The 25,724-nt window shown below is 72.4% G+C and carries 25 protein-coding genes and 3 pseudogenes; 12 read left to right on the top strand and 16 right to left on the bottom strand.

The features are described 5' to 3' along the window. Positions 1-4: 4 nt before the first annotated feature. The 3 genes and pseudogenes from AB0G20_RS13130 (at position 5) to AB0G20_RS13120 (ending at position 2,601) form a co-directional block, all read left to right on the top strand. Positions 5-1,159 (top strand): anhydro-N-acetylmuramic acid kinase, encoded by a 1,155-nt coding sequence (locus tag AB0G20_RS13130; protein WP_361300301.1) that lies wholly within the window; start codon positions 5-7, stop codon positions 1,157-1,159. A gap of 53 nt (positions 1,160-1,212) precedes the next feature. Then, positions 1,213-1,329 (top strand): annotated as a pseudogene (locus tag AB0G20_RS13125) (DUF2510 domain-containing protein); the annotation flags it as partial. Positions 1,330-1,581: 252 nt separating this feature from the next. After that, positions 1,582-2,601, top strand: a complete 1,020-nt coding sequence (locus AB0G20_RS13120) for a hypothetical protein (RefSeq protein ID WP_361300939.1) — start codon at positions 1,582-1,584, stop codon at positions 2,599-2,601. Between the two features lie 159 nt (positions 2,602-2,760). On the opposite strand, the gene AB0G20_RS13115 is transcribed toward AB0G20_RS13120, so the two are convergent. Continuing rightward, positions 2,761-3,369 carry a TetR/AcrR family transcriptional regulator gene (locus tag AB0G20_RS13115; protein ID WP_361300298.1) on the bottom strand — a complete coding sequence of 203 codons (609 nt, stop codon included), beginning with the start codon at positions 3,367-3,369 and terminating at the stop codon, positions 2,761-2,763. 167 nt (positions 3,370-3,536) lie between these two features. Here AB0G20_RS13115 and AB0G20_RS13110 point away from each other — a divergent pair, with 167 nt between their 5' ends. After that, a complete protein-coding gene (locus tag AB0G20_RS13110; RefSeq protein WP_361300295.1) occupies positions 3,537-4,340 on the top strand; it encodes a phosphatase PAP2 family protein in 804 nt (267 codons plus the stop codon). Next, complete coding sequence (locus tag AB0G20_RS13105; protein ID WP_361300292.1) at positions 4,337-5,284, top strand: hypothetical protein; 948 nt, start codon at positions 4,337-4,339, stop codon at positions 5,282-5,284. The genes AB0G20_RS13110 and AB0G20_RS13105 overlap by 4 nt, the downstream gene beginning before the upstream one ends. Here AB0G20_RS13105 and AB0G20_RS13100 read toward each other — a convergent pair. Next, on the bottom strand, positions 5,274-7,325 hold the full coding sequence (locus tag AB0G20_RS13100; protein WP_361300289.1) for a phosphocholine-specific phospholipase C: 2,052 nt from the start codon (positions 7,323-7,325) through the stop codon (positions 5,274-5,276). The two genes, AB0G20_RS13105 and AB0G20_RS13100, sit on opposite strands and share 11 nt — an antisense overlap. Before the next feature lie 169 nt (positions 7,326-7,494). On the opposite strand from AB0G20_RS13100, the gene AB0G20_RS13095 reads away from it, so the two are divergent. Then, on the top strand, positions 7,495-8,778 hold the full coding sequence (locus AB0G20_RS13095) for an MFS transporter (RefSeq protein ID WP_361300286.1): 1,284 nt from the start codon (positions 7,495-7,497) through the stop codon (positions 8,776-8,778). A 12-nt stretch (positions 8,779-8,790) separates the two neighbouring features. Here the strand turns inward: AB0G20_RS13095 and AB0G20_RS13090 are convergent, their stop codons facing one another. The 5 genes and pseudogenes from AB0G20_RS13090 to AB0G20_RS13070 all read right to left on the bottom strand — a co-directional run bounded on the left by AB0G20_RS13090 (position 8,791) and on the right by AB0G20_RS13070 (position 13,218). Continuing rightward, positions 8,791-9,858 carry a hypothetical protein gene (locus tag AB0G20_RS13090; RefSeq protein ID WP_361300283.1) on the bottom strand — a complete coding sequence of 356 codons (1,068 nt, stop codon included), beginning with the start codon at positions 9,856-9,858 and terminating at the stop codon, positions 8,791-8,793. A gap of 137 nt (positions 9,859-9,995) precedes the next feature. After that, positions 9,996-10,247: pseudogene (locus AB0G20_RS13085) on the bottom strand (peptidoglycan-binding protein); the annotation flags it as partial. A gap of 36 nt (positions 10,248-10,283) precedes the next feature. Further along, positions 10,284-10,424: pseudogene (locus AB0G20_RS13080) on the bottom strand (LysM domain-containing protein); the annotation flags it as partial. Positions 10,425-10,519: 95 nt separating this feature from the next. Next, on the bottom strand, positions 10,520-11,758 hold the full coding sequence (locus tag AB0G20_RS13075) for a SpoIIE family protein phosphatase (RefSeq protein ID WP_361300280.1): 1,239 nt from the start codon (positions 11,756-11,758) through the stop codon (positions 10,520-10,522). A gap of 1,262 nt (positions 11,759-13,020) precedes the next feature. Then, complete coding sequence (locus AB0G20_RS13070) at positions 13,021-13,218, bottom strand: LysM domain-containing protein (RefSeq protein WP_361300277.1); 198 nt, start codon at positions 13,216-13,218, stop codon at positions 13,021-13,023. A 178-nt stretch (positions 13,219-13,396) separates the two neighbouring features. On the opposite strand from AB0G20_RS13070, the gene AB0G20_RS13065 reads away from it, so the two are divergent. The 3 genes from AB0G20_RS13065 to AB0G20_RS13055 are packed head-to-tail and all read left to right on the top strand — an operon-like array spanning position 13,397 to position 15,575. After that, entirely contained in the window at positions 13,397-14,467 is a 1,071-nt protein-coding gene (locus AB0G20_RS13065; protein WP_361300274.1) for an aromatic ring-hydroxylating dioxygenase subunit alpha, read from the top strand. Then, a complete protein-coding gene (locus AB0G20_RS13060) occupies positions 14,464-14,643 on the top strand; it encodes a hypothetical protein (protein ID WP_361300271.1) in 180 nt (59 codons plus the stop codon). Before AB0G20_RS13065 ends, AB0G20_RS13060 begins: the two co-directional genes overlap by 4 nt. After that, positions 14,640-15,575, top strand: coding sequence for a PDR/VanB family oxidoreductase (locus AB0G20_RS13055; RefSeq protein ID WP_361300268.1), 936 nt, complete (start codon positions 14,640-14,642; stop codon positions 15,573-15,575). The genes AB0G20_RS13060 and AB0G20_RS13055 overlap by 4 nt, the downstream gene beginning before the upstream one ends. Before the next feature lie 81 nt (positions 15,576-15,656). On the opposite strand, the gene AB0G20_RS13050 is transcribed toward AB0G20_RS13055, so the two are convergent. The 7 genes from AB0G20_RS13050 to AB0G20_RS13020 all read right to left on the bottom strand — a co-directional run bounded on the left by AB0G20_RS13050 (position 15,657) and on the right by AB0G20_RS13020 (position 22,057). After that, positions 15,657-16,328, bottom strand: a complete 672-nt coding sequence (locus AB0G20_RS13050) for a GntR family transcriptional regulator (RefSeq protein ID WP_361300265.1) — start codon at positions 16,326-16,328, stop codon at positions 15,657-15,659. Between the two features lie 40 nt (positions 16,329-16,368). Beyond that, positions 16,369-17,370 carry a proline racemase family protein gene (locus AB0G20_RS13045; RefSeq protein WP_361300262.1) on the bottom strand — a complete coding sequence of 334 codons (1,002 nt, stop codon included), beginning with the start codon at positions 17,368-17,370 and terminating at the stop codon, positions 16,369-16,371. A gap of 249 nt (positions 17,371-17,619) precedes the next feature. After that, a complete protein-coding gene (locus tag AB0G20_RS13040) occupies positions 17,620-18,510 on the bottom strand; it encodes a dihydrodipicolinate synthase family protein (RefSeq protein WP_361300259.1) in 891 nt (296 codons plus the stop codon). Further along, on the bottom strand, positions 18,507-19,871 hold the full coding sequence (locus AB0G20_RS13035; protein WP_361300256.1) for an NAD(P)/FAD-dependent oxidoreductase: 1,365 nt from the start codon (positions 19,869-19,871) through the stop codon (positions 18,507-18,509). Before AB0G20_RS13035 ends, AB0G20_RS13040 begins: the two co-directional genes overlap by 4 nt. Beyond that, entirely contained in the window at positions 19,861-20,175 is a 315-nt protein-coding gene (locus AB0G20_RS13030) for a (2Fe-2S)-binding protein (protein WP_361300253.1), read from the bottom strand. Before AB0G20_RS13030 ends, AB0G20_RS13035 begins: the two co-directional genes overlap by 11 nt. Next, on the bottom strand, positions 20,172-21,326 hold the full coding sequence (locus AB0G20_RS13025) for an FAD-binding oxidoreductase (protein ID WP_361300250.1): 1,155 nt from the start codon (positions 21,324-21,326) through the stop codon (positions 20,172-20,174). Before AB0G20_RS13025 ends, AB0G20_RS13030 begins: the two co-directional genes overlap by 4 nt. A gap of 71 nt (positions 21,327-21,397) precedes the next feature. Further along, a complete protein-coding gene (locus AB0G20_RS13020) occupies positions 21,398-22,057 on the bottom strand; it encodes a hypothetical protein (RefSeq protein ID WP_361300247.1) in 660 nt (219 codons plus the stop codon). Positions 22,058-22,295: 238 nt separating this feature from the next. Here AB0G20_RS13020 and AB0G20_RS13015 point away from each other — a divergent pair, with 238 nt between their 5' ends. The 3 genes from AB0G20_RS13015 to AB0G20_RS13005 all read left to right on the top strand — a co-directional run bounded on the left by AB0G20_RS13015 (position 22,296) and on the right by AB0G20_RS13005 (position 23,920). Further along, the gene (locus tag AB0G20_RS13015) at positions 22,296-22,955 is read left to right on the top strand and encodes a helix-turn-helix transcriptional regulator (protein ID WP_361300244.1); all 660 of its coding nucleotides are present in this window, start codon (positions 22,296-22,298) and stop codon (positions 22,953-22,955) included. 32 nt (positions 22,956-22,987) lie between these two features. Continuing rightward, entirely contained in the window at positions 22,988-23,518 is a 531-nt protein-coding gene (locus tag AB0G20_RS13010; RefSeq protein ID WP_361300936.1) for a toxin-antitoxin system, toxin component, read from the top strand. A 177-nt stretch (positions 23,519-23,695) separates the two neighbouring features. Continuing rightward, a complete protein-coding gene (locus AB0G20_RS13005) occupies positions 23,696-23,920 on the top strand; it encodes a hypothetical protein (RefSeq protein WP_361300241.1) in 225 nt (74 codons plus the stop codon). Positions 23,921-23,956: 36 nt separating this feature from the next. Here AB0G20_RS13005 and AB0G20_RS13000 read toward each other — a convergent pair whose 3' ends face one another. Together AB0G20_RS13000 and AB0G20_RS12995 are read right to left on the bottom strand one after the other, a co-directional pair. After that, on the bottom strand, positions 23,957-24,616 hold the full coding sequence (locus AB0G20_RS13000) for a 4'-phosphopantetheinyl transferase superfamily protein (RefSeq protein ID WP_361300238.1): 660 nt from the start codon (positions 24,614-24,616) through the stop codon (positions 23,957-23,959). After that, positions 24,613-25,473 carry a metallophosphoesterase gene (locus AB0G20_RS12995; RefSeq protein WP_361300235.1) on the bottom strand — a complete coding sequence of 287 codons (861 nt, stop codon included), beginning with the start codon at positions 25,471-25,473 and terminating at the stop codon, positions 24,613-24,615. The genes AB0G20_RS13000 and AB0G20_RS12995 overlap by 4 nt, the downstream gene beginning before the upstream one ends. Positions 25,474-25,724 lie beyond the last annotated feature (251 nt).

The raw sequence follows: 25,724 nt of genomic DNA, 5'->3' as shown, positions 1-25,724 counted from the left end.
GCGGATGCGGGTGATCGGTCTCATGTCCGGCACGTCGTACGACGCGATCGACGCGGCGGCGGCCGAGCTGGACCTGGTCGGCGACAGCCTGGTGCTGAAGCCCCTCGGCATGGTGAGCGAACCGTACGACGGAGAACTGCGCGAGGCCCTGGCCGCCGCGCTGCCGCCGGGGACCACCACGCTGGGCGAGGTGTGCCGGCTCGACACCCGGATCGGGCAGGCCTTCGCGGCGACCGCGGTCCGGGCCGACCGCGAACTGTGCGAGGGGCGGGCCGAGCTGGTGGCCTCGCACGGGCAGACCGTCCACCACTGGGTCGCCGACGCCGAGGTCCACGGCACGCTCCAGCTCGGTCAGCCGGCCTGGATCGCCGAGGCGACCGGGCTGCCCGTGGTCGCCGACTTCCGGCCGCGTGACATCGCCGCAGGAGGGCAGGGCGCGCCACTGGTCAGCCTGGTCGACCTGCTGTGGCTGCGCGGCCGGCCGGGCAGGCCCGTCGCCCTCAACATCGGCGGGATCGCCAACCTCACCGCGCCCGACGGGACGGCCTTCGACACCGGGCCGGGCTGCGCGCTGATCGACGCGGCGGCGCGGGGGTTCAGCGGTGGAGCGCTGGCCTGCGACAGGGATGGGGCGCTGGCCGCGCGCGGCCTGGTGCACGGGCCGTTGCTGAACCGGCTGCTGGAGGAGCCGTACTACGCGCTGTCCGCGCCCAAGACGACGGGCAAGGAGCTGTTCCATCTCGGTCATCTGCGGGACGCGCTGGCCGGGTTCGGGACGCTGCCGGCCGAGGACGTCGTCGCCACGCTCACGATGCTCACGGCCCGGACCGTGGCGGACGCCGTGCGCTCGGTGGGCGCGACGGAGGTGATCGCGTCGGGCGGCGGAACGCGCAACCCGGCGCTGATGTCGATGCTCGCGGACCTGCTCCGGGGAGTGGCCCTGCGTACCTCGGACAGCTTCGGTCTGCCGTCGGACGCGAAGGAGGCGTACGCCTTCGCGGTGCTGGGGTTTCTGACCCTGCACGGCCTTCCGGGCACGGAGCCGGCGAGCACGGGTGCCCGGCATCCCAGCGTGCTGGGGTCGGTGACCCCGGGCCGGGACGGGCTGCGGCTTCCGCCACGGGCGGCTCGGCAGCCGACGCGGCTGCTCCTGGAATAGCCGGTTCCGACTCCTCTCATGCCTCTTTCACCGTCGCCTCATACGGTGGGGGCATGACGCAGGAGACTCCTCCCGGGTGGTACGCCGACCCCGGACAGACAAGTGACGGGCCCGCCACCGAGCGCTGGTGGGACGGCAGGACCTGGACGGACCGCATCCGCCCGGCGCAGCCGCCCGCGACCTGGGGTCCCCCGACCGGGCAACCGGCTGCCGCCCAGGCGCCGACGGGGTCCGAAGGCCCGGAGGCCGGACGGCCGGCCGGGAGCGAGACTCCGGGAACCGGACAGCCGACCGGAAGCGAGACCCCGGGGACTGGACAGCCGGCCGGCGCAGGGGCGCCGGCTGCCGCCGAGGCTCCGGGAACCGTGCAGCCCGCCGGCACCGGGGCCTCCGGAGGTGCCGAGCAGCCTCGCGATGGGCAGTTGACCGGTGCCGGGGACCCGGGAGCCGCCGGGCACCCGGGCGGTACCGGGCAGACCGGAGCTGCGCAGCCTGCGGGCGCGTGGGGCTCACCGGCTGCCGGACATCCGGGTGCCTTCGGGCAGCCGGGAGCCGACGGGCGGCTCGGCAGCGGCACTTACCCTGCGGCCGCCGGGTATCCCGCCTATCCCGCCTATCCCGCACCGCCTGCGGACGGCAAGGGGCGGCGGCTGCGGATAGGTGCCGCCGTCGCCGCGGCCGTGGTCGTGCTCACCAGCATCGGTGTGGGCGTGTACGCGCTGACGGACAACGGCGGCGGAGGCGGGTCGGCCACCTCGCAGGGGCCCGGAGGGCCGGGCGCACCCGGGGGCCAGGGCGGGCCGTTCGGCGGGCCGGGCGGGTCCGGAGGCTCGGGTGGATCCGGGGGGTCCGGCGGCGACGGCGGGTCCGGTGGGCAGAGTCCGCGGCCCGAGCAGTCCGAGCCGCCCAAGATCAGGAGCGGGTCGGTGACCGACGCGGTCAGCGGGATCAGTCTGCCGATACCGAAGGGCTGGTACGGCCAGGAGGCCCGGGTCGGCGCGCAGGTGACGTCCGACGACTCCTACAAGTGCCCCGGCGACACCTCCTCGACCTGCACCAAGGGCGGCGCGTACTCGGCCCCGGCACTGCTCCTCGGCACGAAGGGCACCACCGCCGAGGAGATCGCCAAGGCGGACATCGCGAGGAACGCCGAGGAGTCCTACGGCGGCAAGTCCTACGGCGGGATCACCTCCCACGACGTGCTGGACTCCAAGGCCGTGACCGTGGCCGGGCAGAAGGGCTACCTGGTCCGCTGGAAGGCCGTCACGAGCAAGGGCGCCGACGGCATCGTGGAGTCGCTCGCGTTCCCCTCCCCCGCGAACGCCAAGCAGATGGTCGTCGTGCGGTTCGGCGTCGACGCGGACCAGCAGGAGACCGTGCTCGACGACATCACCAAGGGCATCAAGGTGGCGACGGGCAGCGGCAACGGCCAGGACGTCTGACCGGGAGCGGGCGCCCCGCACACACCGGTCGGCCGGGTGGGGCGCCCCTGCCGCTCACGGGGGAACCCCACCCGGCCGGGGGGTGCGCGCCGCCCCCGTCCCCACGGGTCGGCGCGGTCGGGTCACCGTCCGGTCATCCGGTGGACGGCGGCCCGAGTCTCAGGTCAGGCCCAGTGCCGGCAGCACGGCGGCCTCCACGAACCGGACCAGGTAGTCCGGGTCGGCCCACTCGCCCTCCAGGATGGGCCGCACCCGCAGGACGCCGAGCACCTGTGCCGGGATGTACTCCAGCGCCGGATGATCGGCGGGCACCTCTCCGCGTTCGACCCCGCGCCGGATGATCTCCTTCAGCGCCGCGATCTCCGGCTCGACCAGCGCCTCGCGCAAGGCGCGCTGCAGCTCCGGATCCTGGCCGGCGGCATGGGCGAGGGCTTGGAGCAGCCTGGTGTCCCGGCCCGACAACTCGCCCGCCGCCCGGGCCGCTTCCCGCAGGTCCTCGGCGAGCGAGCCGGTGTCGATGCAGCGTGTCCGCCGGTGGGAGCGCAGCGCCGCCGCCACCAGCTGGGGCTTGGTCTTCCACTGGCGGTAGAGCGTGGACTTGCTGCACCGGGTGCTGGCGGCGATCCCCTCCATGGTGACGGAGTCGTAGCCGCACTCGCCCAGTTGCTCCAGCACGGCGTCGTAGAACTCCTGCTCACGCTCAGGCGTGATCTTGGAGCGGCGCGTGACACCGGCCGGCTCGGGCCGGTCCGCAGCCTGCGACGTCATGGGCGGTGCTCCTGGCTTTCGTCGGGCGGCCGGAAAATTCCCGGCCGGCGATGTGTCGTACGTCTATCGATACACCAGTGTACCGGTACGCAGCCGTATCGGTACACTGGCGTATCGGTACGCTCTCGTACCGATAACAGCACCACCGTCACCGAAGGGGCCGGGGGATGAATGCCCGCACCGAGCCTGCGCCGGCGGGGTCCGACGCGATAGCGCGACCGCCGCTCGTCCGGGAGCTCCTGCTCGTCGCAGGGCTCTTCCTCGTCTACAAGTTCGGTCGGCAGCTGGCCACCGGCCACACCGGCGAGGCCTTCCACAACGCGCACCGCGTGTGGGACTTCGAGCGAGCGGTCCATCTGCCCGGCGAGGGGGCGGTGCAGTCCCTGCTGCTGCACGGCGACGGCCTGGTGCACGTCGCGAACACCTACTACGCGGCCGTCCACTTCCCGGCCACCGCCGCCTTCCTGGTCTGGCTCTATCTGCGCCGCCCGGCCCACTACGTGTGGGCCCGCCGGGTGCTGGCCGCGGTCACCGCCGCCGCCCTGGCGCTGCACCTGCTGTTCCCGCTCGCCCCGCCGCGCATGCCGGCGGCGACCGGCCTGGTGGACACGGCACGGGCGTACGGGCCGTCGGTGTACGGCGATCCCGCGACGGACTCCCTGTCGAACCAGTTCGCGGCGATGCCGTCGCTGCACTTCGGCTGGGCCCTGATGGTGGCCGTCGGCCTGATCGTCGCCACCCGCTCGCGGTGGCGGTGGCTCTGGACGGCGCATCCGCTGCTGACGCTGCTGGTGATCGTCGGCACGGCGAACCACTACTGGCTGGACGCGATCGTGGCGGCGGCCCTGCTCGGCCTCGCGCTCGCGGTGATACACCTGCCGCACCGCACGGCGACCACGGCCGGCCGGGCGCAGGGCGGTCTCGTACCGGCTCAGCGGGACGAGCAGACACTCGTGGGAGCCGGCCGATGAACGCCGTCCTGATCGCCGTCGCCCTGTCCCTCGTCTCCGCCGTCGCCTACGCGGCCGCGGCGGTCTCCCAGGAGCGGCTCGCGTCCCGGTCCCCCGGCACGGGCACGCTGCGGCTGCTGGGCAGCGGCGCCTGGTGGTGGTCGGTCGGGCTGAACGCGTCGGCCGCGCTGCTGCACGTCGTCGCCCTGAGGTACGGCCCGCTGACCGTGGTCCAGCCGCTCGGCGCGCTCACGCTGGTCGCGGCGGTGCCCATGGGGGCGCGGATGGCGGGACGGCGGGTGAGCGCGGTCGAGTGGAGGGGCACCGCGCTGACGTTGCTGGGCCTGGGCGCGATCCTGGTCACGGCGTCCGCTCCGGCTCCGGACGATGTGCTGAGCGTGCCCGAGGCGGTGGCGGTGGCGGGCGCCACCGCGGCGCTCATCGGGGTGCTGTCCCGGCCGGGCGCCCGCCCCGGGCTGCGGCACGCGACCGCGTCCGGCCTCGCCTCCGGGGTCGCCTCGGCCCTCACACAGACCGTGACGGTGGCCGCGACGGACCGGTCCGGTCCGGTGCTGAGCGTCCAGGTGGTCGGCGTGGCGCTGCTCGTGGCGGCCTTCGCGGCCGGTGGGCTGCTGCTGTCGCAGACGGCGTACCGGGGCGGTCTGGGCGGCCCGCTCGCGATGGTGACGCTGGCCAACCCGCTGGCCGCCGCGGTGATCGGCCTGTCGCTGCTGGGCGAACGCCTCCAGGGCGGCGCGGCGGGTGTGCTGCTCGCGCTCGCCGGGGCGGGCCTGGCGTCCTGGGGCGTGGTGCTGCTCAGCCGGGCGGCACCCGCGGACGCCCCGGTGGACGACGACCATCCGGTGGCCGCCGTCCTGGCCCTGGAGCCCGGCTCGGCGGCGGCCGAACCGGCGCTGGTGCCCCGGCCGCACGGTCCGGGGCACCTCACTCCCGCTACGCGGTGATGATCGCCGGGTCGCTCACCCCCGGCTGCCCGTTCTCGACGTGCCCCGCGAACCGCCGCAGGAACGCCTTGTCGCCCTCGGCGGTGACGGTCAGGTCGTACCAGCGGTGGCCGGCGGCGAGTTCGACGGTCCGGCACACCTTCGCGCCCGGGCGGACGGTGACGGTGGAGGTCCGGCCGCCGTAGCCGCTGGAGAGCTTCAGGCGGGCCGTGCCGGAGCCCTTGTTGGTGAAGGTCAGCTCGACGTCGTCGCCGGTGTGGCGGGCGGTGACCTCGCAGCCGGCCGCCTTGTTCGAGCCCTTGAAGACGCGCACGAAGCCGTTCGGGCCGTGCACGGTCAGGTCGTAGGAACCTCCGGAGTACGCCGAGTTCCAGGTGTCGGAGAGCGTCTTGCCGGCCTCGGTGGTGTACATCCAGGGACCGTCGGTACGGTTGCCCGAGGTGATGTGGAAGGCGGCGCCGGCCTTCGCGCCGGAGGCGAAGGTCAGGGTGAGCTTCCCGGCCGCCGCGTCGACCGAGGCGTCCACGTGCGGGGCGTACTTCAGCGGCCGGGAGCGGCGCAGTCCGCGCTCCTGCCGGGGCATGCGCGGGTCGGCGGGCGGCGTCGGTTTGTAGTCCGGGTGACGCTCGCGGTCCTGCGGCTCGTACGCGTCGGTGCCGGGCAGCGGGGCCGGGCGCGCGTCCTTGCGGGAGAAGTCGAACGCGGCCGTCAGGTCACCGCAGACGGCCCGGCGCCACGGCGAGATGTTGGGCTCGCGCACGCCGAAGCGGCGCTCCATGAACCGCAGGATCGAGGTGTGGTCGAGGGTCTCGGAGCAGACGTAGCCGCCCTTGCTCCACGGCGAGACGACCAGCATCGGCACCCGGGGGCCGAGGCCGTAGGGGCCGGCCGTCTTCTTGCTGTCGCCCGGGAAGAGGTCGAGGGAGACGTCGACGGTGGACAGTCCGCGGGAGGCGTCCTTGGGCGGCAGTGGCGGCACCACGTGGTCGAAGAAGCCGTCGTTCTCGTCGTACGTGATGAACAGGGCCGTCTTCGACCAGACCTCCGGGTTGGAGGTGAGGGCGTCCAGGACCTGCGCGATGTACCAGGCGCCGTAGTTGGACGGCCAGTTGGAGTGCTCGGAGAAGGCCTCGGGGGCGGCGATCCAGGAGATCTGCGGCAGCTTGCCGGCCTTGACGTCCGCCTTCAGCCGGTCGAAGTAGCCCTCGCCGGCCTTGGCGTTCGTACCGGTGCGGGCCTTGTCGTACCAGGGGTCGCCGGGCTTGGCATCGCGGTACCTGTTGAAGTAGAGCAGGGAGTTGTCGCCGTAGTTGCCGCGGTAGGCGTCCTCGATCCAGCCCCAGGAGCCATGGGCGTCGAGGCCGTCGCCGATGTCCTGGTAGACCTTCCAGGAGATGCCGGCCTGCTCCAGGCGCTCGGGATAGGTCGTCCAGCCGTAGCCGAGTTCGTCGTTGCCGAGGACCGGGCCGCCGCCGGTGCCGTCGTTGCCCGTGTAACCCGACCACATGTAGTAGCGGTTCGGGTCGGTGGAGCCGATGAACGAGCAGTGGTAGGCGTCGCAGACGGTGAAGGAGTCGGCGAGGGCGTAGTGGAACGGGATGTCCTCGCGGGTCAGGTACGCCATGGTCGTGGTGCCCTTGGCGGGCACCCACCGGTCGTACTTGCCGCCGTTGTAGGCCTGGTGGCCGTCGGGCCAGCCGTGCGGCAGGCCCTCCAGGAACTGCATGCCGAGGTCGTCGGCGTCCGGGTGGAACGGCAAAATCTCCTTGCCGTCCTTCTCCTGGTGCCAGACCGGTTTGCCGTTGTCGAGGGTGACCGGGCGGGGGTCGCCGAAGCCGCGGACGCCTCTCAGGGTGCCGAAGTAGTGGTCGAAGGAACGGTTCTCCTGCATGAGGACGACGATGTGCTCGACATCCTCGATCGACCCGGTGCGGTGGTTCGCCGGAAGGGCGGCGGCGCGCTGGATGCTGGCCGACAGCGCACTGAAGGCCGTGGTGGCACCCGCGAGTTGAAGGAAGCGGCGCCGGTTGACTTCGGACATGTAGGACAGACCTCTCATCCTGCTGTGCTGGATGGCCGGAACGTGACGGAATCTGCGCGGAAGGAGTGTTTCAGGGACACCAAACGTCAAGGAAGGGGCGCGTGACACTCGTGTGAAAGTCGCCGGTACGCCAGGTGTGCCGGGGCGTTCCCAGGGGAGGGTGAGGGGCGTGACAGAGACGCAGACGGCTTCCCCGCCGACGAAACGGCCCGTACGCCAGCTCCTCGCCGCCTCCGTGGGCAACGCCGTGGAGTGGTACGACTGGTACGCCTACACGTTTCTGGCCACCTACATCGCCGCCCAGGTCTTCCCGAAGAGCGCGGACAACTCGCTGGTGCCGTTGCTGTCCACGTTCGCGGTGTTCGCGGTCGGCTTCTTCATGCGGCCGGTCGGCGGACTGCTGATGGGCGCGGTCGCGGACCGGCACGGGCGGCGGGCCGCGCTGACGGTCACCATCCTGCTGATGGGCGGCAGCAGCCTGCTCGTCGGGCTGACCCCGACGTACGCGGCGGTGGGCGTGCTGGCGCCGGTCATCCTGGTACTCGCGCGGCTGCTGCAGGGTCTGTCCGTGGGCGGCGAGTTCGCGGCCTCGACGACATTCCTGGTGGAGTCGGCGGGCCCCGGCCGGCGCGGGCTGTTCTCCAGCTTCCAGTACGTGTCGACGACAGTGGGACAGCTCGTCGCCTCCGGCATCGCCGCGCTGCTGGTGGACACGCTGAGCGACGGGCAGATGAACGGCTGGGGCTGGCGGGTCCCGTTCGTCCTCGGGGCCCTGCTGAGCCTGGTCGGCTTCTGGATCCGGCAGGGCGCGCAGGAGACCCGCAGCGCCGAGCAGCAGCAGGCCCCGCGCCCGGGTCTGTTCGAGGCGCTGCGCCGGCACCCGCGCGAGTCGCTGCTCATCGGCGGCATCACGGCGGGCGGCACCATCGCCTACTACACCTGGACGTCGTACCTGCCGACGTACGCCGAACTCAACGCGGGCATCGAGAAGTCGGACGCGCTGCTCGCGGGCACGATCTCACTGGCGTTCTTCGCCCTGCTGCAACCGCTGGGCGGCCTGCTCTCGGACCGCTTCGGCCGCCGCCCCCTGCTGCTCTTCTTCGGCCTGGGCTTCGCACTGCTCGCGGTGCCCCTGCTGCACACCCTGCGTGACTCGTTCGCCGTGCTGCTGCTCGTGCAGTGCGCGGGCATGGTGCTGCTGACCGGGTTCACCTCGATCAGCGCGGCCGTGAACGCGGAGATCTTCCCGCCCCGGGTCCGCGCGGCCGGTATCGGCTTCCCCTACTCGCTGACGGTGGCCCTCTTCGGCGGCACGGCTCCGTACGTGGGCACGCTGTTCAAGGAGGTGGGCCACGCCGGGCTGTTCCCCTGGTACGTCGCGGTGCTCTGCCTGCTGTCGTCGCTGGTGTACCTGCGGCTGCCGGAGACGGCGCACACACCGCTCAAGCGGTGAGCGGGCGGCCGGTCAGGGCCCGGCTCGCGGGCGAGCCCCGTCCACCCCTTCGTCCGCGCGCTCTCCCTCGCGGGTTCCCTCCTGTGGCCCTTCGTGCGGTCCCGCGCCGTCCTGGAAGGCGGTCGGCGGTCCGGGCGCGCCGGTCCCTCCCAGCACGCTGTGCTCCCGGACGGCGGCTCTCTCGGGGTCGATCATGGCGTCGGTCGTCCTGCCCACCTCCGACAGCGTCATCTGGGCGCGGTCGTCGACCAGTCGGGTCACAAGGTGCTGGGCGGCGCCGAAGGCCGCGGCCCAGCCGAGGACCTGCGCCCTGCTGTCGAGGTCGCTGAGCCCGGGGACGAAGGCGCCCCGGATCAGCAGCAGTCCGAGGAAGGCGGACAGGGCGCCGGTGGGGAACTTCAGCACCGCCGACGCCAGGGGCAGCATGTAGGGAGCGTCGGTGCCCCGGATGTGGCGCAGTGAGGCGATGACGGTGAGTGCCGCGCCGGCGAGCCCGGCGATCTCGACGGTGAGGATGTCCCTCGGCTGAGCCAGGCTGCTGGCGGGGGTGCCCACCTCCTCGTCGGGATGCTCCGCCGTGGGACACACGACGTCGACTCCGCCCGTGTCCCCGGGATTGACCTTGGGCGTGAAGCACATGCTCAGCGACTGGGGGAAGAACCAGCCGTAGACGGCGAGGCCGGCCACGCCGAGCAGGACGAGGAACGTCGCGGTCCACAGGATGTTGCGCAGGCTGCGCACCCGGGCCAGCTCGTCGTCCAGCGCGTTGTACGCGGCGTCGAGCGCCCGGACCATGAGGTCACGGTCGCTCGGTGAGATCTCACCGGAGATGATGGAACGGAGCCGCCGGGCCAGGCGGACGCGGCGTGGGTCGTCCGTTTCCAGATGTTCCTTGACCAGCGCCATGACCTCGCTGGCACGTCCGGCGGCTTCCTCGGCGGAGACCAGTTGCAGGAGCATCACCTCCGCGCTGCGTATGTTCGACCAGACGCCCTCACGCGCGGCCGATCCGGACCAGGCACGCCGCCATCCGAAATCCTCGTCGGCAGCCGCTCCGGCCTTTTTCAGATGGCCCCGCATTCCCTCGACGAGCGTCTTGCGGTCTTCGGAGCACGGCTTGACATGTTCGCGTTCCAGCTGGGCTTCGAGATAGGCGATCCGGGTTTTCGCCCGTGCGCGCCAAGCGGTCCGCGATGGCCGTCCCGGAGCGGTTCTGGTCACTCGTAGACGGCCGGTACGTGCAGCCTATTCCACGACTTCCGGCCCGGTATGCCGTCAGCGTCCTGGCCCCTGAATCCGAGTTTCCACTGCCAATTCGCGTACGACTTCCGGTCCGCTTCGCTCCACTGCGAGTCGGGCCCGTCGGCGTACACCCCGCAGTCCTCGTCGATGAGGCGGTAGCCCATGGCCTCGATGACCGGGCTGCTCACGGAGGGCTGGAAGAAGTCGGCCCCTGGGAAGGGTTGGAACTCACCCTCCACTTCTGGGGGAGCCACGCGGATCCGCTGAGCGGGGTAAATGATATCCGGATTCATGATCCAGGGATTCCACTCCAGAAGCTGGTCCAGCGTCACGCGGTGCATCAGCGCGATCTTACTGAGCGTGTCGCCACGTTTCACTGTGTAGAACTCTACTGTCCTTTCCATGCACCCAGAGTAAATGCATTCCCTGTCACGGGAAAGTCGAGAATTCCGTTTCGATTTCACTTTTTGATGTGGAAACGGCTTCCGTGGAAACCTGCTCACAGGCGGACGACGACCAGGGCGATGTCGTCGTCCTGACCACCTCCGGGGACGCCCATCTCGGCCAGCAGTCCGTCGGCGAGTTCCTCCACCGGGAGCGTGCCGGACCGGGCCAGGGCGTCGATCAGCCGGGCCAGGCCGACGTCGATGTCCTCGTCGCGGCGTTCGATGAGGCCGTCGGTGTAGAGCACGAGGGTGTCCCCGCGGATGTAGGACAGGCCGGCCTGGGGGCGGGGGACGTGTTCCGGCCGGGCGCCCAGCGGCGGGTCGGTGGCCTGGTCCAGCAGTTGGCAGCTGCCGTCCGGGCTGAGCAGGATCGGCGGTGGGTGGCCGGCGTTGCTGTAGATGATCAGCCGGCTGCGCGGGTCGATGAGCACCTGGGCCACGGTGGTGGCCAGCGCGCCGTCGACCGCCCTGGCGTACAGGCCCAGCACCTCCAGGGCCTGTGCGGGGCTGGGAACCGCCCGGATGGCGGCGCTCAGGGCGCTGCGCAGCATGCCCATGACGGCGGCGGCCTCCAGGCCGTGGCCGACGACGTCGCCGACGGCGATGGAGTAGCGGTCGGGCGGCAGATCGACCACGTCGTACCAGTCGCCGCACACGTTGAGCGTTCCGTAGGCCGGCAGGTAGCGCACGGCGATCTCCCGGTGCCTGTCCAGGTCGGGCGAGCGGAGCATGACCTCCTGGAGGGTGACGGCGATCTCGCGTTCACGGGCATGCGCCTGGCGCAGTCGCTCGTTCAGCTGTTCCAGATCGTGCGACCGGGCGTACACCTGGGCTGCGATCCCTGTCGCCTGGTTGCTCAGCGGCGGGGTGAGCTCCCGGACGACCGGGGAATGCATCAACTCGGTGACGTCGTCGGCCCGCGCGATGATCCATTTCACGGCGCCGTCCGTCCCCAGGACGGGGCTGGACATCCCGCACCACCAGCGCTCCTCCACCTCGCCCGGCTTGCCGTCGACGGGAATGTCGAATCGCCGCGGTGCCACCGCGTCGGGCGCGTGGGAGTCCAGGACGCGCTGGAGCGAGGCGCCGAAGTCACGCGCTGCCTCCGGCGCGCCGGGGGTGTCCGGAAACGCCTCCAGGATGTACCGCCCGACCAGTTCTTCGCGGTTCCTGCCGGCGACCCGGAGGTAGGCCCGGTTGGCGTGGCAGACCACCAGGTCGGCGTCGAGCACCAGGTACGGATTCGGTGCGGCGTCGAACAGCTCCTCGAAATCCATCTCCGTTGACGTCACGCGTGACCTGCCGATCTCTACAGGCGCGACCGCTGCAACTCCAACCTACGAGCAGCCCGCCGGACGACGCATCGCGCACTGCGGTCCGACCTCCGTCGTGGCGCTCGACTCCTCGCACTCGCTGTCAGGACAGGAGAATACGCGCCACCTGCACGGGTGCGGCCGGCCGCTCGCCCGCCGCCGAGGCCGGGGTGAGCCGACGGGACGGCTCACCCCGAGTCACGGAGACTTCTTCCTCATCGGCATCTGGGCCGGCTTCGCCGGAGCCGTTTGTTCCTGGGCTCCCTCGGCGGCCCGCGCCTCCGACAAGCGCCTCGAGGCCGTATCCCGGCAGCCCGGCCGCACGAGGCCGGCCCGAGCGCAGCCGGTGGAACCGACGACGACGCCAGTGCCGAGCAGATCCGGCCGTTACTGCCCGGCACCACCCGGGTCGCGGTCCTCGTCACCAGCCGGCCCGACCTTCGCGGCCTGACCGCAGGCCACGCCGCCCGCACAACGCCCCTTGACGTGCTCGCCCGGGCCCGGGGCCCGCGCCCTGCCGACCAACACCCTCGGGGCGCAGCGGGTGGGGGCCGAGCCGGAAGCGGGCGAGCGCCTGGCTGACCGTGCGCCCGTCTACCAAACTGTCCGTCACCGGTAATCGCCAGCCCGCCGTCCGTACCGTCTTCGACCACTCCTACGCCGCGCTGGAGCCGGACGCAGCACGCTGTTCGCCCTGCTCGGTCTACACCTCGGCCCGGATTTCGCCGCCGAGGCGGCCGCAACATGCTCGACTCCCCGATCGGCGTCGCGAAGCACCTCCTCGACCGGCTCACCACCGCCGGACGCGTGCAGCACACCGCCTCCGACCGATTCCAGTTCACGACCTGCTGCTGCTACACGCCGCCGCCGACCCGGACCGGGCAACGGCCTGGCGGCGGCTGTGCGACTGCCACTCGCTTCAACGGCGCTTATCCCCTCCGTGCACCGGGTGCCCCGGGACACGGAGGGGAGAAAATCCGAGACAAACCCGGTACCCCCTACCCCAACGCCACGGCCGAATTTCTCGTCGACGGCGGTTCGGGGCCCTTTCGAGATGCCCCCGCTTCTTTGGATAAGCGTCGTGCTCTCTTCCGGACGGGGACTAACGCTTTCGTACTCGAGTTGCGCTTCGAATTAGGCAACCCGCGTTTTCGCACGGGTGCGCCATGCCGACCACGGCGGCCCGTTACGCAGGCCTGTCATTCGGCTGAGCGTACGGGCCGGCCGGCTTTCGGTTCTGGTCATTCGCTCTCGAACTCACCGCCCTCTTCCCGGGGCGGTGACACGCGAATCCGGTCGCCGGGGTGGATGAGGTCCGGATCCTCGATCTGCGGGTTCCACTCCAGAATCTCATCCAGACTCACGCGGTGCATCCGCGCGATCTTGGTGAGATTGTCACCGCGCTTCACTACGTAGAACTTCGTTCTTGTCTTTTCCATGCGTCCAGCCTAAGACAATTCTCCGCGAGAACAAAGTGGAGAATTCCGTTTCGATTTCACTTTTTGATTCGGAAACCGCTTCTGCCGAAGGCGGCTTCCGCCTGGCGGAAGGGCCGTTGCGGTGCCCGGAGGGCCGCCCCGACGATGACAGCACGACCAGAGACGGGAGCCAGTGCCCATGCCCCACATGACCGCGTTCGCCAGGAACCAGTGGTACGTCGCCGCCTACAGTCACGAAGTCGGGCGGGAGTTGCTCGGACGGACGATCCTCGGTGAGACGCTCGTGCTCTACCGGACCGAGGAGGAGGGCACTCCGGTCGTGCTGCACGACCGGTGTGTGCACCGCCGGTACCCGCTGTCCGAGGCCCCGACGCGGCTCGACGGCGACCGGATCGTGTGCGGGTACCACGGGTTCACCTACGACACGTCCGGTACGTGCGTGTACGTGCCGGGGCAGAAACGGGTGCCGCGCACGGCCCGGGTCGCCTCCTACCCGGTCGTCGAGCAGGACTCGCTGATCTGGGTGTGGATCGGTGACCCCGCGCTCGCCGATCCGCAGACCATCCCCCGGGCCCGGCACCTCGACTCCCCCGGCTGGGTCACCGTGCGCGGCATGGAGCCCATCGACTGCGACTACGGCCTGCTCGTCGACAACCTCCTCGACCTGTCCCACGAGACGTATCTGCACGGTGGTTACATCGGCACCCCCGAGGTCGCCGAGACACCGATCAACACCGAGGTCGACGAAGGCGCCGGGATCGTCCGGGTGAGCCGGCACATGGACGACGCCGAGTGCCCGCCGTTCTACGCCAGGTCGACCGGCATCGAGGGCCGGATCACCCGCTGGCAGGACATCGAGTACCACGCGCCCTGTCTGTATCTGCTGCACAGCCGCATCGCCCCGGTCGGGGTACTGCCCGAGGCGGACGGCAGCGACCCGAACGGCTTCCACACCGAGATCACGTACGCGATCACGCCGTCCGGCGACGGCAAGGTGTACGACTTCTGGGCGGTTTCCCGGGACTGGGCGACGGACGACGCCGAGGTCACCGAGTTCCTGCGCGGCAACAACCACACGGTGGTGATGCAGGACGTCACCGCGCTCAACCTGCTGCAGAAGACCCTCGGCACCGAGCGCACCGGCTACCAGGAGCTGAGCATCAACATCGACACCGGTGGTCTGGCCGCCCGCCGCATCCTCGCCCGGCTGGTGGAGCAGGGCGAGAAGCCCGTGGAGAAGGTCCAGTGACCGCTCCGACCGGCGAGATCTACCGCATCGCCTGGCTGCCCGGCACCGACACCCTGCACGGCACGTGCCACTGCGGCCGTGAGCACACCGCGCAGGACCCGGTCGAGATGTGGGAGTGGATGCTCGCCCATCCGCAGGGGCATTGCGTCGACGAGCCGCGAGGGGACAGCTCATGAGCGTGTACGAAGCCGAACTCGTCGTCGAGCGGCGGGAGTTCGCGGCCGATGGCGTGCTCGCCCTCACCCTGCGCCATCCGCTGGGTGAGCCGCTGCCGGCCTGGGAGCCGGGCGCCCACGTCGACGTCCTGCTGGGGCCCGGCCTGGAGCGGCAGTACTCACTGTGCGGCGATCCGGCGAACCGGTCGGCGTGGCGGATCGCGGTGCTGCGCGAGAGCGCCGGGCGGGGCGGCTCGGCCCATGTGCACGAGCAGCTGGGCGAGGGCGCCAAGGTGCGGGTGCGCGGGCCCCGGAACAACTTCGGTCTGGAGCCCGCTGCCCGGTACCGCTTCGTCGCGGGCGGCATCGGCATCACCCCGATCCTGCCGATGCTGGCGGCGGCCGACGCGGCGGGCGCCGAGTGGACGCTGCTGTACGGCGGACGCACCCGCCGGTCCATGGCGTTCGGCGAGGAACTCGGCCGCTACGGGGACCGGGTGACGATCGCACCCGAGGACGAGACGGGCCTGCTGGACCTGCCCTCCGTGCTGGAGGACGTACCCGAGGGCACGCTCGTCTACTGCTGCGGCCCCGGGCCGCTGCTGGACGCGGTCGAGGCCCGGTGCCCGTCCGGGGTGCTGCGCGTCGAGCGGTTCCAGCCGAAGGAGCAGGAGACCGGCGCCGGCACGGAGTTCGAGGTGGAGCTGGCGCGCAGCGGCAGGACGCTCACCGTCGCGCCGGACGTGTCCGTGCTCGACGCCGTGCGCGCCGCCGGGGTCGAGGTGCTGTACTCCTGCACCGAGGGCACCTGCGGCACGTGCGAGACCGACGTCCTCGACGGCGAACCGGACCACCGCGATTCGGTCCTGACGGAGGACGAACGCGCGGCCGGCGAGACCATGCTCATCTGCGTGTCGCGCTGCCGCGGGAAGCGGCTCGTGCTGGACCTGTGAACCGGCCGCCCGATCCGCCGTCCCGGCCCGTCGGCACCGGGGCGGCGATCGGTCTCGTGCGGCCACGGGCGGACAGGCCCGTCAGGGCGCGGCCCACAGCCCCCGGACGTGCCCGAGGTGCCGGGCCATCACGGCCCGTACGGCCGCCTCGTCCCGGGCGAGCAGCGCGTCCAGGATCTCCAGGTGTTCCTCGGCCGACGCCTCCAGCCGGCCCTGCTCGGCCAGCGCCGTCAGCCCGTAGAGCCGGGAGCGGCGTCTCAGGTCGCGCACCACGTCGACGAGATGGCCGTTGCCGGCGAGGGCCAGCAGGCCGAGGTGGAAGCGCAGGTCGGCCTCGACGTAGGCGATGAGGTCGCCGGCCGCGGCGGAGGAGACGATCTCCTCGGCGACCGGGCGGAGCGCCTCCAGGGCCACCGGGTCGGCCGTGCGGGCCAGGTCCGCCGTGGTGGGGATCTCGATCAGCGCCCGGATGTGGGTGTACTCGTCGAGCTGCCGCTCGGACACGGCGGTGACCCGGAAGCCCTTGTTGGGCACGGTGTCGACCAGGCCCTCCTTGGCCAGGTCGAGCATGGCCTCGCGCACGGGCGTGGCGGAGACGCCGAAGCGGGCGGCGAGGCCCGGGGCCGAGTAGATCTCCCCGGGCCGCAGTTCACCGGCGATCAGGGCGGCCCGCAGCGCGTCCGCGACCCGCTCCCGGTGGCTGGGCTTCCTGCTGCCCAGCACGGGCAGGGCGGGGGTGTGCTGCGGGACCATGACGGTCGGGGTTCCTCTCTCGTGCCCTTACGGGGGGTGTCTACAGGACGAAGCCCGCCGGGAACGGGTCCTCGGGGTCCAGCAGGTACTGGGCTGTGCCGGTGATCCAGGCGCGGCCGGTGAAACTGGGCAGCACGGCCGGCTGCCCGACGACCTCGGTCGTGCCGAGCAGTCTGCCCGTGAAGCGGGTGCCGATGAAGGACTCGTTCACGAACTCGGTGTGCAGCGGGAGTTCGCCGCGCGCGTGCAGCTGTGCCATCCGGGCGCTGGTCCCGGTGCCGCAGGGCGAGCGGTCGAACCAGCCGGGGTGGATGGCCATGGCGTGCCGGGAGTGGCGGGCGGTCGAGCCGGGGGCGGCCAGGTACACGTGGTGGAGGCCGTGGATGGACGGGTCCTCCGGGTGGACGGGTGGGTCCTCGGCGTTGACGGCGGCCATGAGGGACAGGCCGGCGGCGAGGATCTCGTCCTTGCGGGACCGGTCGAAGGGCAGGCCGAACCGCTCCAGCGGCAGGATGGCGTAGAAGTTGCCGCCGAAGGCGAGGTCGTACGTCACCGTCCTGCCGTCGGCGAGGGTGGCCTCGCGGTCCAGGCCGAGGGCGAAGGAGGGCACGTTCCGCAGGGTGACCGTTTTGGCGGCCCCGCCCTCGACGGCCACCTCGGCGACGACCGGGCCGGCCGGGGTGTCGAGCCGGATGGTGGTGACCGGCTCGACGACCTCGACCATGCCGGTCTCGACCAGCACGGTCGCCACGCCGATGGTGCCGTGCCCGCACATCGGCAGATAGCCGGAGACCTCGATGTAGACGACGCCCCAGTCGCAGTCGGGCCGGGTCGGCGGCTGGAGGATCGCGCCACTCATGGCGGAGTGGCCGCGCGGCTCGTTCATCAGCAACTGCTTGATGTCGTCGCGGTGTTCGCGGAACCACAGCCGCCGTTCGTTCATGGTGGCGCCGGGGATGGTGCCGATGCCGCCGGTGATCACGCGGGTCGGCATGCCCTCGGTGTGCGAGTCGACGGCGTGCAGGACGAGTTTGCTGCGCATGGTCGGTCCCCAGACTCTTGTGCGGGCTAGGCCCTGTCGTTTGGATCAGGCCGCAGACGCGGGGTCTGGCACGCGCATCTGCCGCGTTGTCGTCGGTCGCCGACTCCCCCACGCTCGGCTGCGCTCGCGCGAGAGGGACCCCCATCGCGTCGACTCCCTCCTCCGCCTTGCAGCTACACGCACCAGACCCCGCTCACCGGCGTTGAACAGCACCGTCGCCTCCCTGCGACCTGATCCAAACGACAGGCCCTAGGCCAGTCCGGCCGCGAGGGCCTTCTCCGTGGCGGCACGGACCGCCGCCTCCTGCCCGGGCAGCAGCGCCGCGCGGGGCGGGCGGCAGGGTCCGCCGTGGCGGCCGACGAGGTCCATGGACAGCTTGATGGCCTGGACGAACTCCACGCGCGAGTCCCAGCGCAGCAGCGGATGCAGCTGCCGGTACAGGGGCAGCGCGGTGTCCAGGTCGCCGCCGACGGCAGCGCGGTACAGCTCGACGGAGGCCCGGGGCAGCGCGTTCGGGTAGCCCGCCACCCAGCCCTTGGCGCCCGCGACCGCCAGCTCCAGCAGAACGTCGTCCGCGCCGATCAGCAGGTCCAGTTCGGGGGCGAGTTCGGCGATCCGGTAGGCCCGGCGGACATCGCCCGAGAACTCCTTCACCCCCTGGATGTGCCCCTCGCCGTGCAGCCGGGCGAGCAGCTCCGGCACGAGGTCGACCTTGGTGTCGATCGGGTTGTTGTACGCGACGACCGGCAGGCCCGACCTGGCGACCTCGGCGTAGTGGGCGAGGACGGAGCGCTCGTCGGCGCGGTAGGCGTTCGGCGGCAGCAGCATCACCGCGCGGCAGCCGGCCTCGCCGGCCTGCTCGGCCCAGCGCCGGGACTCGGCGGACCCGTACGCGGCGACGCCGGGCATCACGCGCTCCCCGCCGATCGCGGCGACGGCCGTCTCGACGACCCGGGCCCGCTCCTCGGGCGTAAGCACCTGGTACTCGCCGAGGGAGCCGTTCGGCACGACGCCGTCGCAGCCGTTGCGGACCAGCCAGGCGCAGTGCTCGGCGTACTGGTCGTAGTTCACCGAGAGGTCGTCGTTCAGCGGGAGCGCGGTGGCGACGAGGACGCCGCGCCAGGGGCGGTGTTCGGTCATGACGGTCCCTCCTGGGGATGTTGCCGGGCGAGGACGCCGAGCGGCACGGGACGGGCGAACGGGCGCTTGGCCGGGGTGGGTGCGCAGCCGGCGAGACCGGCGATCGCGGTGCCGCACATCCGGCCCTGGCACCAGCCCATTCCGGCCCGGGTGAGCAGCTTCACGGTGCGTTCGTCGCCCGCTCCGAGGTCCAGGGCCTCGCGCACGGCCCCCGCGGTGACCTCCTCGCAGCGGCAGACCACGGTGTCGTCGGTGAGCTGCTCGGGCCAGTGCGCGGGCGGCGCGTAGGCGGAGTCGAGGGCGGCGGCGGATCGCATGAGCTTCGTACGGGCCTTGAGGGCGGCGGGCGCCGGGTCGGGGGTGGTGCCGTGCAGGTGGGCGGCGGCGCAGCAGCCGGCGATGTGCCCCTCGGCGAGGGCGAGTGCGGCGCCGCCGATGCCGGTGGCCTCCCCGGCGGCCCACACGCCGGGCACGTCCGTGCGCTGCTCGGTGTCGACCGCCACGGTCAGCCCGTCGAGGCGGCAGCCGAGGCTCTCGGCGAGGTCGGTGTGCGGGAGCATGCCGTGGCCGACGGCGAGGGTGTCGCAGGGCAGGTGCCGTTCGGTGCCGGGCCGGACGCGCCCGTCGGTGTCGAGGGCGGCGACGGTGACGCCGGTCAGCCGGTCGTCGCCGTGGGCGCGGACGACGGTGTGCCGGGTGAGAACCGGGACGCGGTGGCGCAGCAGCCGGGCCGCGTACGCGGCGCCCTCGGGGAGCTTGCCGGCCAGGGCCGGGCCGTGGCGGGCGAGGCGCCCCGGGCCCGCCGACTCGACGAGCGCGGCGACCTCGACGCCGGCTGCCGCGAGCCCGGTCGCCACGGGCAGCAGCAGCGGCCCGGTCCCGGCCACGACCGCTCGGCGCCCCGGCACCACGAGCCCGCCCTTGAGCATGGCCTGGGCTCCCCCGGCCGTGACGACACCGGGGAGGGTCCAGCCGGGGAAGGGCAGCACCTGCTCGTAGCCGCCGGTGGCCAGGAGGACGGCGCGGGCGGGCACCTCGGCGGGCTGCTCCTGCGCGGGCCCGAGCAGCGCGTGCACGGTGAAGCCCTCCGACGTCCGCTCCACGCACCACACATGGTGTTCCGTCAGGACGTCTGCGGCGCTTGCGGCGAGTCCGTCCCGCAGCCGCTCCCAGGTCCGCCACTGGTGGTGCGGCGCCTCGGGCCGCCCGGCGCCGAGTCCGGCGGCGGGCCGGCGGTAGATCTGCCCGCCCGGTGCGGGTGCGGCGTCGACGAGCGTGACCCGCACGCCGCGCGCGGAGGCGGCCAGGGCCGCGGCGAGCCCGGCCGGTCCGGCGCCGATCACGGCGAGGTCAGTCCGCATGGTGCGCCTCCTCGTGGCCCATGCCGTCCTGGGTGCCGATCGCGTCCCCCGGCCGCACCGGCACCAGGCAGGCCCGTTGGTTGGGGCGGCCGTTGACGGTCACCAGGCAGTCGAAGCAGACGCCGATCCCGCAGAACACCCCGCGCGGACGGCCCTCGCGCCGGGTGGAGCGCCACGACGTCACCCCTGCCGCCCACAGCACGGCGGCGACCGTCTGGCCGGGCAGCGCCCCGACCGGCCGTCCGTCGAACGTGACGGTGAAGGCGGGGCCGGGCCTGGCCCCCGCCGGCTCCAGGGAGTTCACTCGGCCTCCTCGGTGAAGCGGTCGGGCCGGAACGGGCCCAGGTCCAGGTCGGGTGTCCGCCCGGTCAGCACCTGGGCGATCAGATGCCCGGTGCCGGTGGCGAGACCGACACCGGCGCCCTCGTGCCCGCAGGCGTGGAGGAGTCCGGGCGCCCGCGGGTCGGGGCCGATCGCGGGCAGGTGGTCCGGCAGATACGGCCGGAAGCCGGCGTACGTCCGCACGGCCCGGACTTCGTGGAGGAACGGGAAGAGCCCGGTCGCCCCGGCCGCCAGCGCGCGCAGCGCCGGGAGTGACAGCGACCGGTCGAAGCCGACCCGTTCGCGGCTGGCGCCGATGAGGATGGGCCCGGCCGGGGTGCCCTCCACGACCGGGGAGGTCTGCAGCGCCGCCGAGTCGCTCGCGACGTCGGCCACGTAGTCGGCGGCGTACACCTTGTGCCGGATGCGGGGCGGCAGCGGTTCGGTGACCAGGACGAAGCCCCGCCGGGGCAGCACCGGCAGGGACACTCCGGCGCGGGCCGCCACCTCGCCGCCCCAGGTGCCGGCGGCGTTGACGACCGCGGGGGCGTGGACGTCGCCCCGGTCGGTACGCACACCGCGCACCGCACCGCCCGGGCCGCGCAGGACCCCGGTCATCTCCCGGCCGGTGAGCACCCGGGCCTTCGACGCGCGCAGCAGGTGCGCCGCCGCGAGGGCGGGCATCACCTGGGCGTCCTGCGGGTAGTGCATGCCGCCCGCGAGGTGGGGGGTCAGATACGGCTCCAGGTCGGTGAGCCGGTCGGGCGGCACCGGGACGGCCTCGACCCCGGCCGCGCGCTGCCCGGCGGCGAGTTTCTCCAGCCCGGCCAGGGCCCGGTCCGTGCCGGCGACGACGACACCGCCCTTGGCCTCGTATTCGACGGCCCTGCCCAGTCCCTCCCGGGCCAGTCCGGCCCACAGCCGGGCGGACAGCAGGGCCAGTTCGAGCTCCGGTCCGGGTTCCTTGTCGGAGACGAGGAGGTTCCCCTCCCCCGCTCCGGTCGTACCGCCGGCCACCGGCCCCCGGTCCACCACGACGGCGTCCAGGCCCGCCCGGGCCGCGTACAGGGCGGCGGCGGCGCCGACCACTCCGGCACCGACCACCACGACATCGCAGGTCAGCGACTCGCTCACGCCAGTACTATGTCACACACCACATGCTCTGGGAATGGTGCGGACGAGGGTGGGGGAACGCGCGGGAGCGGTCAGTCGGCCGCGGGGACGACCCTCAGGTGGGAGGCGGTACGGCGCGTGCGGCGCTCCCGGGACGCTGCGCGGCGGGCCTCGCGCAGGACGAACGTCACCCGGGCGCAGCCCAGTTCCTCGAGCGTCCTGGACGTCTCGACGACGATCCGGCACTCGGTGGCGCCCCGGCGCGGATCCGGGTGCAGCAGCGGCCGTACGGCACCGTCCTGCTCGACGGCGTCCTCGCCGACCGCGCGGATCCAGTGCGGCAGGCCGTGCCGGTAGGCGGCCTCCATGATCGGGTCCTGGGCGATGTCGCGGCGGATGGCCTGGAGGCCGTGGTCGGGGCCGTGGCTCTCCACGGTCCGTGCGAAGTGCGCGAGCATCGGCAGGCACCAGCTCGCCTCGTGCTCACCGAGCACCGTGGGGGCGTCGGGGTGGAACAGCACGAACCTGAGGAAGTTGTCGCCCGGCATGGCCGTCGGATGCGGGCCGACCTCTCGGAAGAGTGACCGGAAGGCGCCGTTGGTCAGCACCACGTCCCAGCAGTGGTCGACGACGAGGGAGGGGAAGGAGACACCCTCCAGCAGCCCGGCGTAGTCCTCCAGGTAGGCCTGGGCCTCGGGAGTCTCGGGGACGGGCCGCGGTGCCGGCCGCTGCCCTCCTGCCTGATATGCCATCGGGAGGTCACCCCTCTTGCCTGTGCGGCCTTGACGCGGCGCCCCGATCCTGCTGCCCCGAGCTGAGGCGTGTCAACTATCGTGGCATTTCGTGCCTGTTGACGGCTGAAATTGGCCACAGTTGTGGCGAGACCTGGATGTGAGTTCGAACCACCGGCTACGCTCCGGGAAGTTCACGCCGGGGTAGGTCACGGCATCCACGTGTGAGAAGCCTGTGAGATACGTAGGAGATCTGTCGGTGACGGGTGGCTTCGTCGAGGGTCCGGGCGCCACGCCGACGGCCGTGCTACCGGCCGTCGTCTCCCGTGTCGGCGCGCTCGCCGACCGACTCGGCGTGCCGCACGCCGAGGTCTTCGACATCGGCCGGCTGTCCGTCGCCTCCGGAGTCCCGGACCCCGTGGTCAAGGCCCTGCTCAGTGGCCGGCCGGCGGGCGAGCCCGATGTCCAGGCCCGGTTCCTGCAGCGACTGGACCTGTTGCGCCGGACCCGGCTCAAGCCCAACGGCCGCAAGTACACCCAGCAGGAGATCGCCGACGGCGCGGGCATGTCCCGCCAGCAGGCCGGCGCCCTCATCAACGGCGACCGGCGGCCGACCATGGAGCACTGCGACGCCCTCCAGCGGTTCTTCCGGGTGCACGCCGGCTTCCTGACGGCCGAGGACCCGGAGGCGCTCGTGAGCGCCCTCCAGCACACCGAGCAGGAGTTGCTGCAGAAGCTCGCCGACCGCGAGCGGGAGGCGGCCGCGGCGGCGGACGACCCGCTGGAGCGGCTGCTGCAGGACCACGGCGTGCGCGGCATCGCCTGGCGGGCCGCGCAACTGCCCACCGACCAGCACCGCGACAAGGTCGCGGAGTGGCTGGACATGCTCCTGGAGAGCGTCAAGCGGCCCGAGTCGTGACCGTGGGGAGAACTGTGGGCATCGGTAAGGAAATGCGCCGCCTGTGCGGCGAGCTGGTCGCGGAGCTGACCCTCCCCGCGCCGGCACGGCCCGACGAGCTGTACGCCGCCCTGTGCGACGGCATGAGCAGACGCCGCGGCCGCCCCGTCCGCTTCCGTACGGCCGCGTTCCCGCCCGGGACCGCCAGCGGGCTCTGGCTCGACATGGCCGAGCAGGACCTCGTCGTGATCGAGGAACGCACCGCCCCCGATCACCAGTTGGTGATCCTGGGCCACGAGCTGTGGCACATGAAGGCCGGTCACTGCTCCCACCACGTCGAGGGCGCCGCCGTCGCGGCCCGGCTGCTCGACGACGGCGCCGACCTCCAGGCGACCGTGCTGAAGGTCGCCGCGCGCACCCGCTTCGACCTCGACGACGAGAAGGAGGCCGAGAGCTTCGGCCTGCTGCTCGCCAGCAAGTGCCGTGCGTGGCTCGCCGGTTCGTCGTCGCGGGGGCCGGTGCAGCGGGACCATCTGGCGGGGCGGATCGAGGCGTCGCTCGGGTATCGCGGGCCACAGGGCTGACGGGTCGTCCTCAGCGGCGACGTGGTGCGGTCCGCCTCCGCCGAGCGGGCGAACCGGAGGGCGGCGGGGCCGGATTGTCAGTGGTGGGCGGCAAGCTGGAGGGGCGCCACCGCTGTGCGGGGCGTGCGCGCCGCGAGGGCGCGGGAGAGACGACGCCGACACGGGGAGAGCCGACCGATGCCCACCGCCGTTCTGACCGATCGTGAACGCACCGCCGTCCAGGCCTATCTGCGGCTGCTGCACACCGTCCGGGCCGCCTTCGACCTGGAGGGCGGCCCGCCGCTCGTCCCGCCCGCGGTGCTCGCCGAGGCGGAGCAGGCCCTGGAGCGGGCCGGGCTGTCCGGCAACGAGGAGGCGTTCTTCCGGCTCCTGGAGAACTGGTGCCCTGAGACGGGGCCCTGACCCGGAGCGCCGGAGGCGGAGCCTCGCGGAGCGGGGTCAGGCGTGCGGTACCGCGACCGCCGTGGCGACCAGGCCCCGCCCCGCCGTCCAGCGGCCGTCGAAATGGTCGACGCGACGGCCGCCCACCAGCGGCCCGGGGACGAGCAGCGCCGCGCGGAAGGTGCCGTCGGGGGTGAGCTCGATGTCGGCCTCCATGAAGTCCAGCCACTGCCCGGTGAGGGGGAACCACGCCTTGTAGACGGACTCCTTCGCGCTGAACAGCAACCGGTCCCAGTGGATGTCGGGGCGTTCGGCGGCGAGCCTGTGCAGCCGGTCCGCCTCGGCCGGCAGGGACACGGACGGCAGGGTCCCCTCGGGCAGCGGGCCTTGGACCTCGGCGTCGATGCCCAGGGAGGCCAGGTCGGTGGCGCGGACCAGTGCGGCGGCGCAGTAGCCCTCGCAGTGGGTCATGCTCCCGGCCAGGCCGGCCGGCCAGCCGGGGGCGCCGCGCTCCCCGGGCAGGATCGGCTGCGGCGGCACGCCGAGCTTCTCCATGGCGCGGCGGGCGCAGGAGCGCACGACGGCGAACTCCCTGCGCCGCTTGGCGGTCGCCCGTGACAGGAGCGCCGCCTCCTCGGGGTACAGCGGGGTGTCGGCGTCCTCGTGGCCGTACGCCTCCACGGTGACCACAGCCTCCGGCAACAGCTCCTCGATCACCGCTCTTCGCCCTCCCCCGGCAGGATGCGCCGCAGCCGCCCCGGCGGCTGGGACCGCTTGCTCCACTCGCGCGGATAGCCCACCGACACCTCCTCGAAGCGCACGTCCTCGTGCCGGGTGGTGCGGGGGATGTGCAGATGGCCGTAGACCATGGTGTGCACACAGAACCTGCGGTGCCAGTCGGCGGTCAGGTCCGTGCCGCACCACATGGCGAACTCGGGGTGCCACAGCACGTCCATCGGATGCCGGTGCAGCGGGTAGTGGTTGACGGGGATCACCGGCATGTCGCCGGGCAGTTCGGCGAGTCTGCGTTCGGTCTCGGCGACCCGGGCCCGGCACCAGGCCTCCCGGCTCGGGTACGGGTCGGGGTGCAGCAGGTACTCGTCGGCGCACACGATCCCGGTGCCCTGCGCGTACTCCAGGCCCTGCTCCTTGGTGGTGCAGCCGGCCGGCAGGAACGAGTAGTCGTAGAGCAGGAACAGCGGGGCGACGGCCACCGGGCCGCCGGGGCCGTCCCAGACGGGATAGGGGTCCTCGGGTGTCGTCACCCCGAGTTCCCGGCACAGCTCGACCAGGTACTCGTAGCGGGCGACACCGCGCAGGGTGACGGAGTCGCTCGGATGGGTCCACAGCTCATGGTTGCCGGGCACCCAGACGACCTTGCGGAAGCGGCCCGCGAGCGTCTCGAGGGTCCAGCGGATGTCCGCCACGGTCTCGGCGACGTCCCCGGCCACGAGCAGCCAGTCGTCGTCCGTCCCGGGCCGCATGCCCTCGACCAGGGCGCGGTTCTCCGGGTAACCGATGTGCAGATCGCTGATGGCCAGCAGTTGTGCAGCGCCACCGGCCGTCGACGTCACCTCTCGCCCCCTCCGCGCACCCGGACGTCACCAAGAGATCACATCCGTGCGGGCGGGACAAGAGCCGTCCGGGGGCCGTGGCCGGAGAAATCCTTCACACGCGCGTTGCACGACAGGGCTCGCCGAAGCCGTATGATCTGGCCCAACACCACCGCTGAGAACTCCCTTTCACAGGGGCGGTTTGGTGTCCCTCCATTTTCCTGCCCGGGCACGGGCTGCTCAGCCCTGCCCGCGAACCGTGAAAGGCGGCC

This window comes from Streptomyces sp. NPDC024017, from assembly GCF_040638895.1.
GTDB lineage: Bacteria > Actinomycetota > Actinomycetes > Streptomycetales > Streptomycetaceae > Streptomyces.
This window is presented reverse-complemented; position numbering and strand designations above follow the sequence as displayed.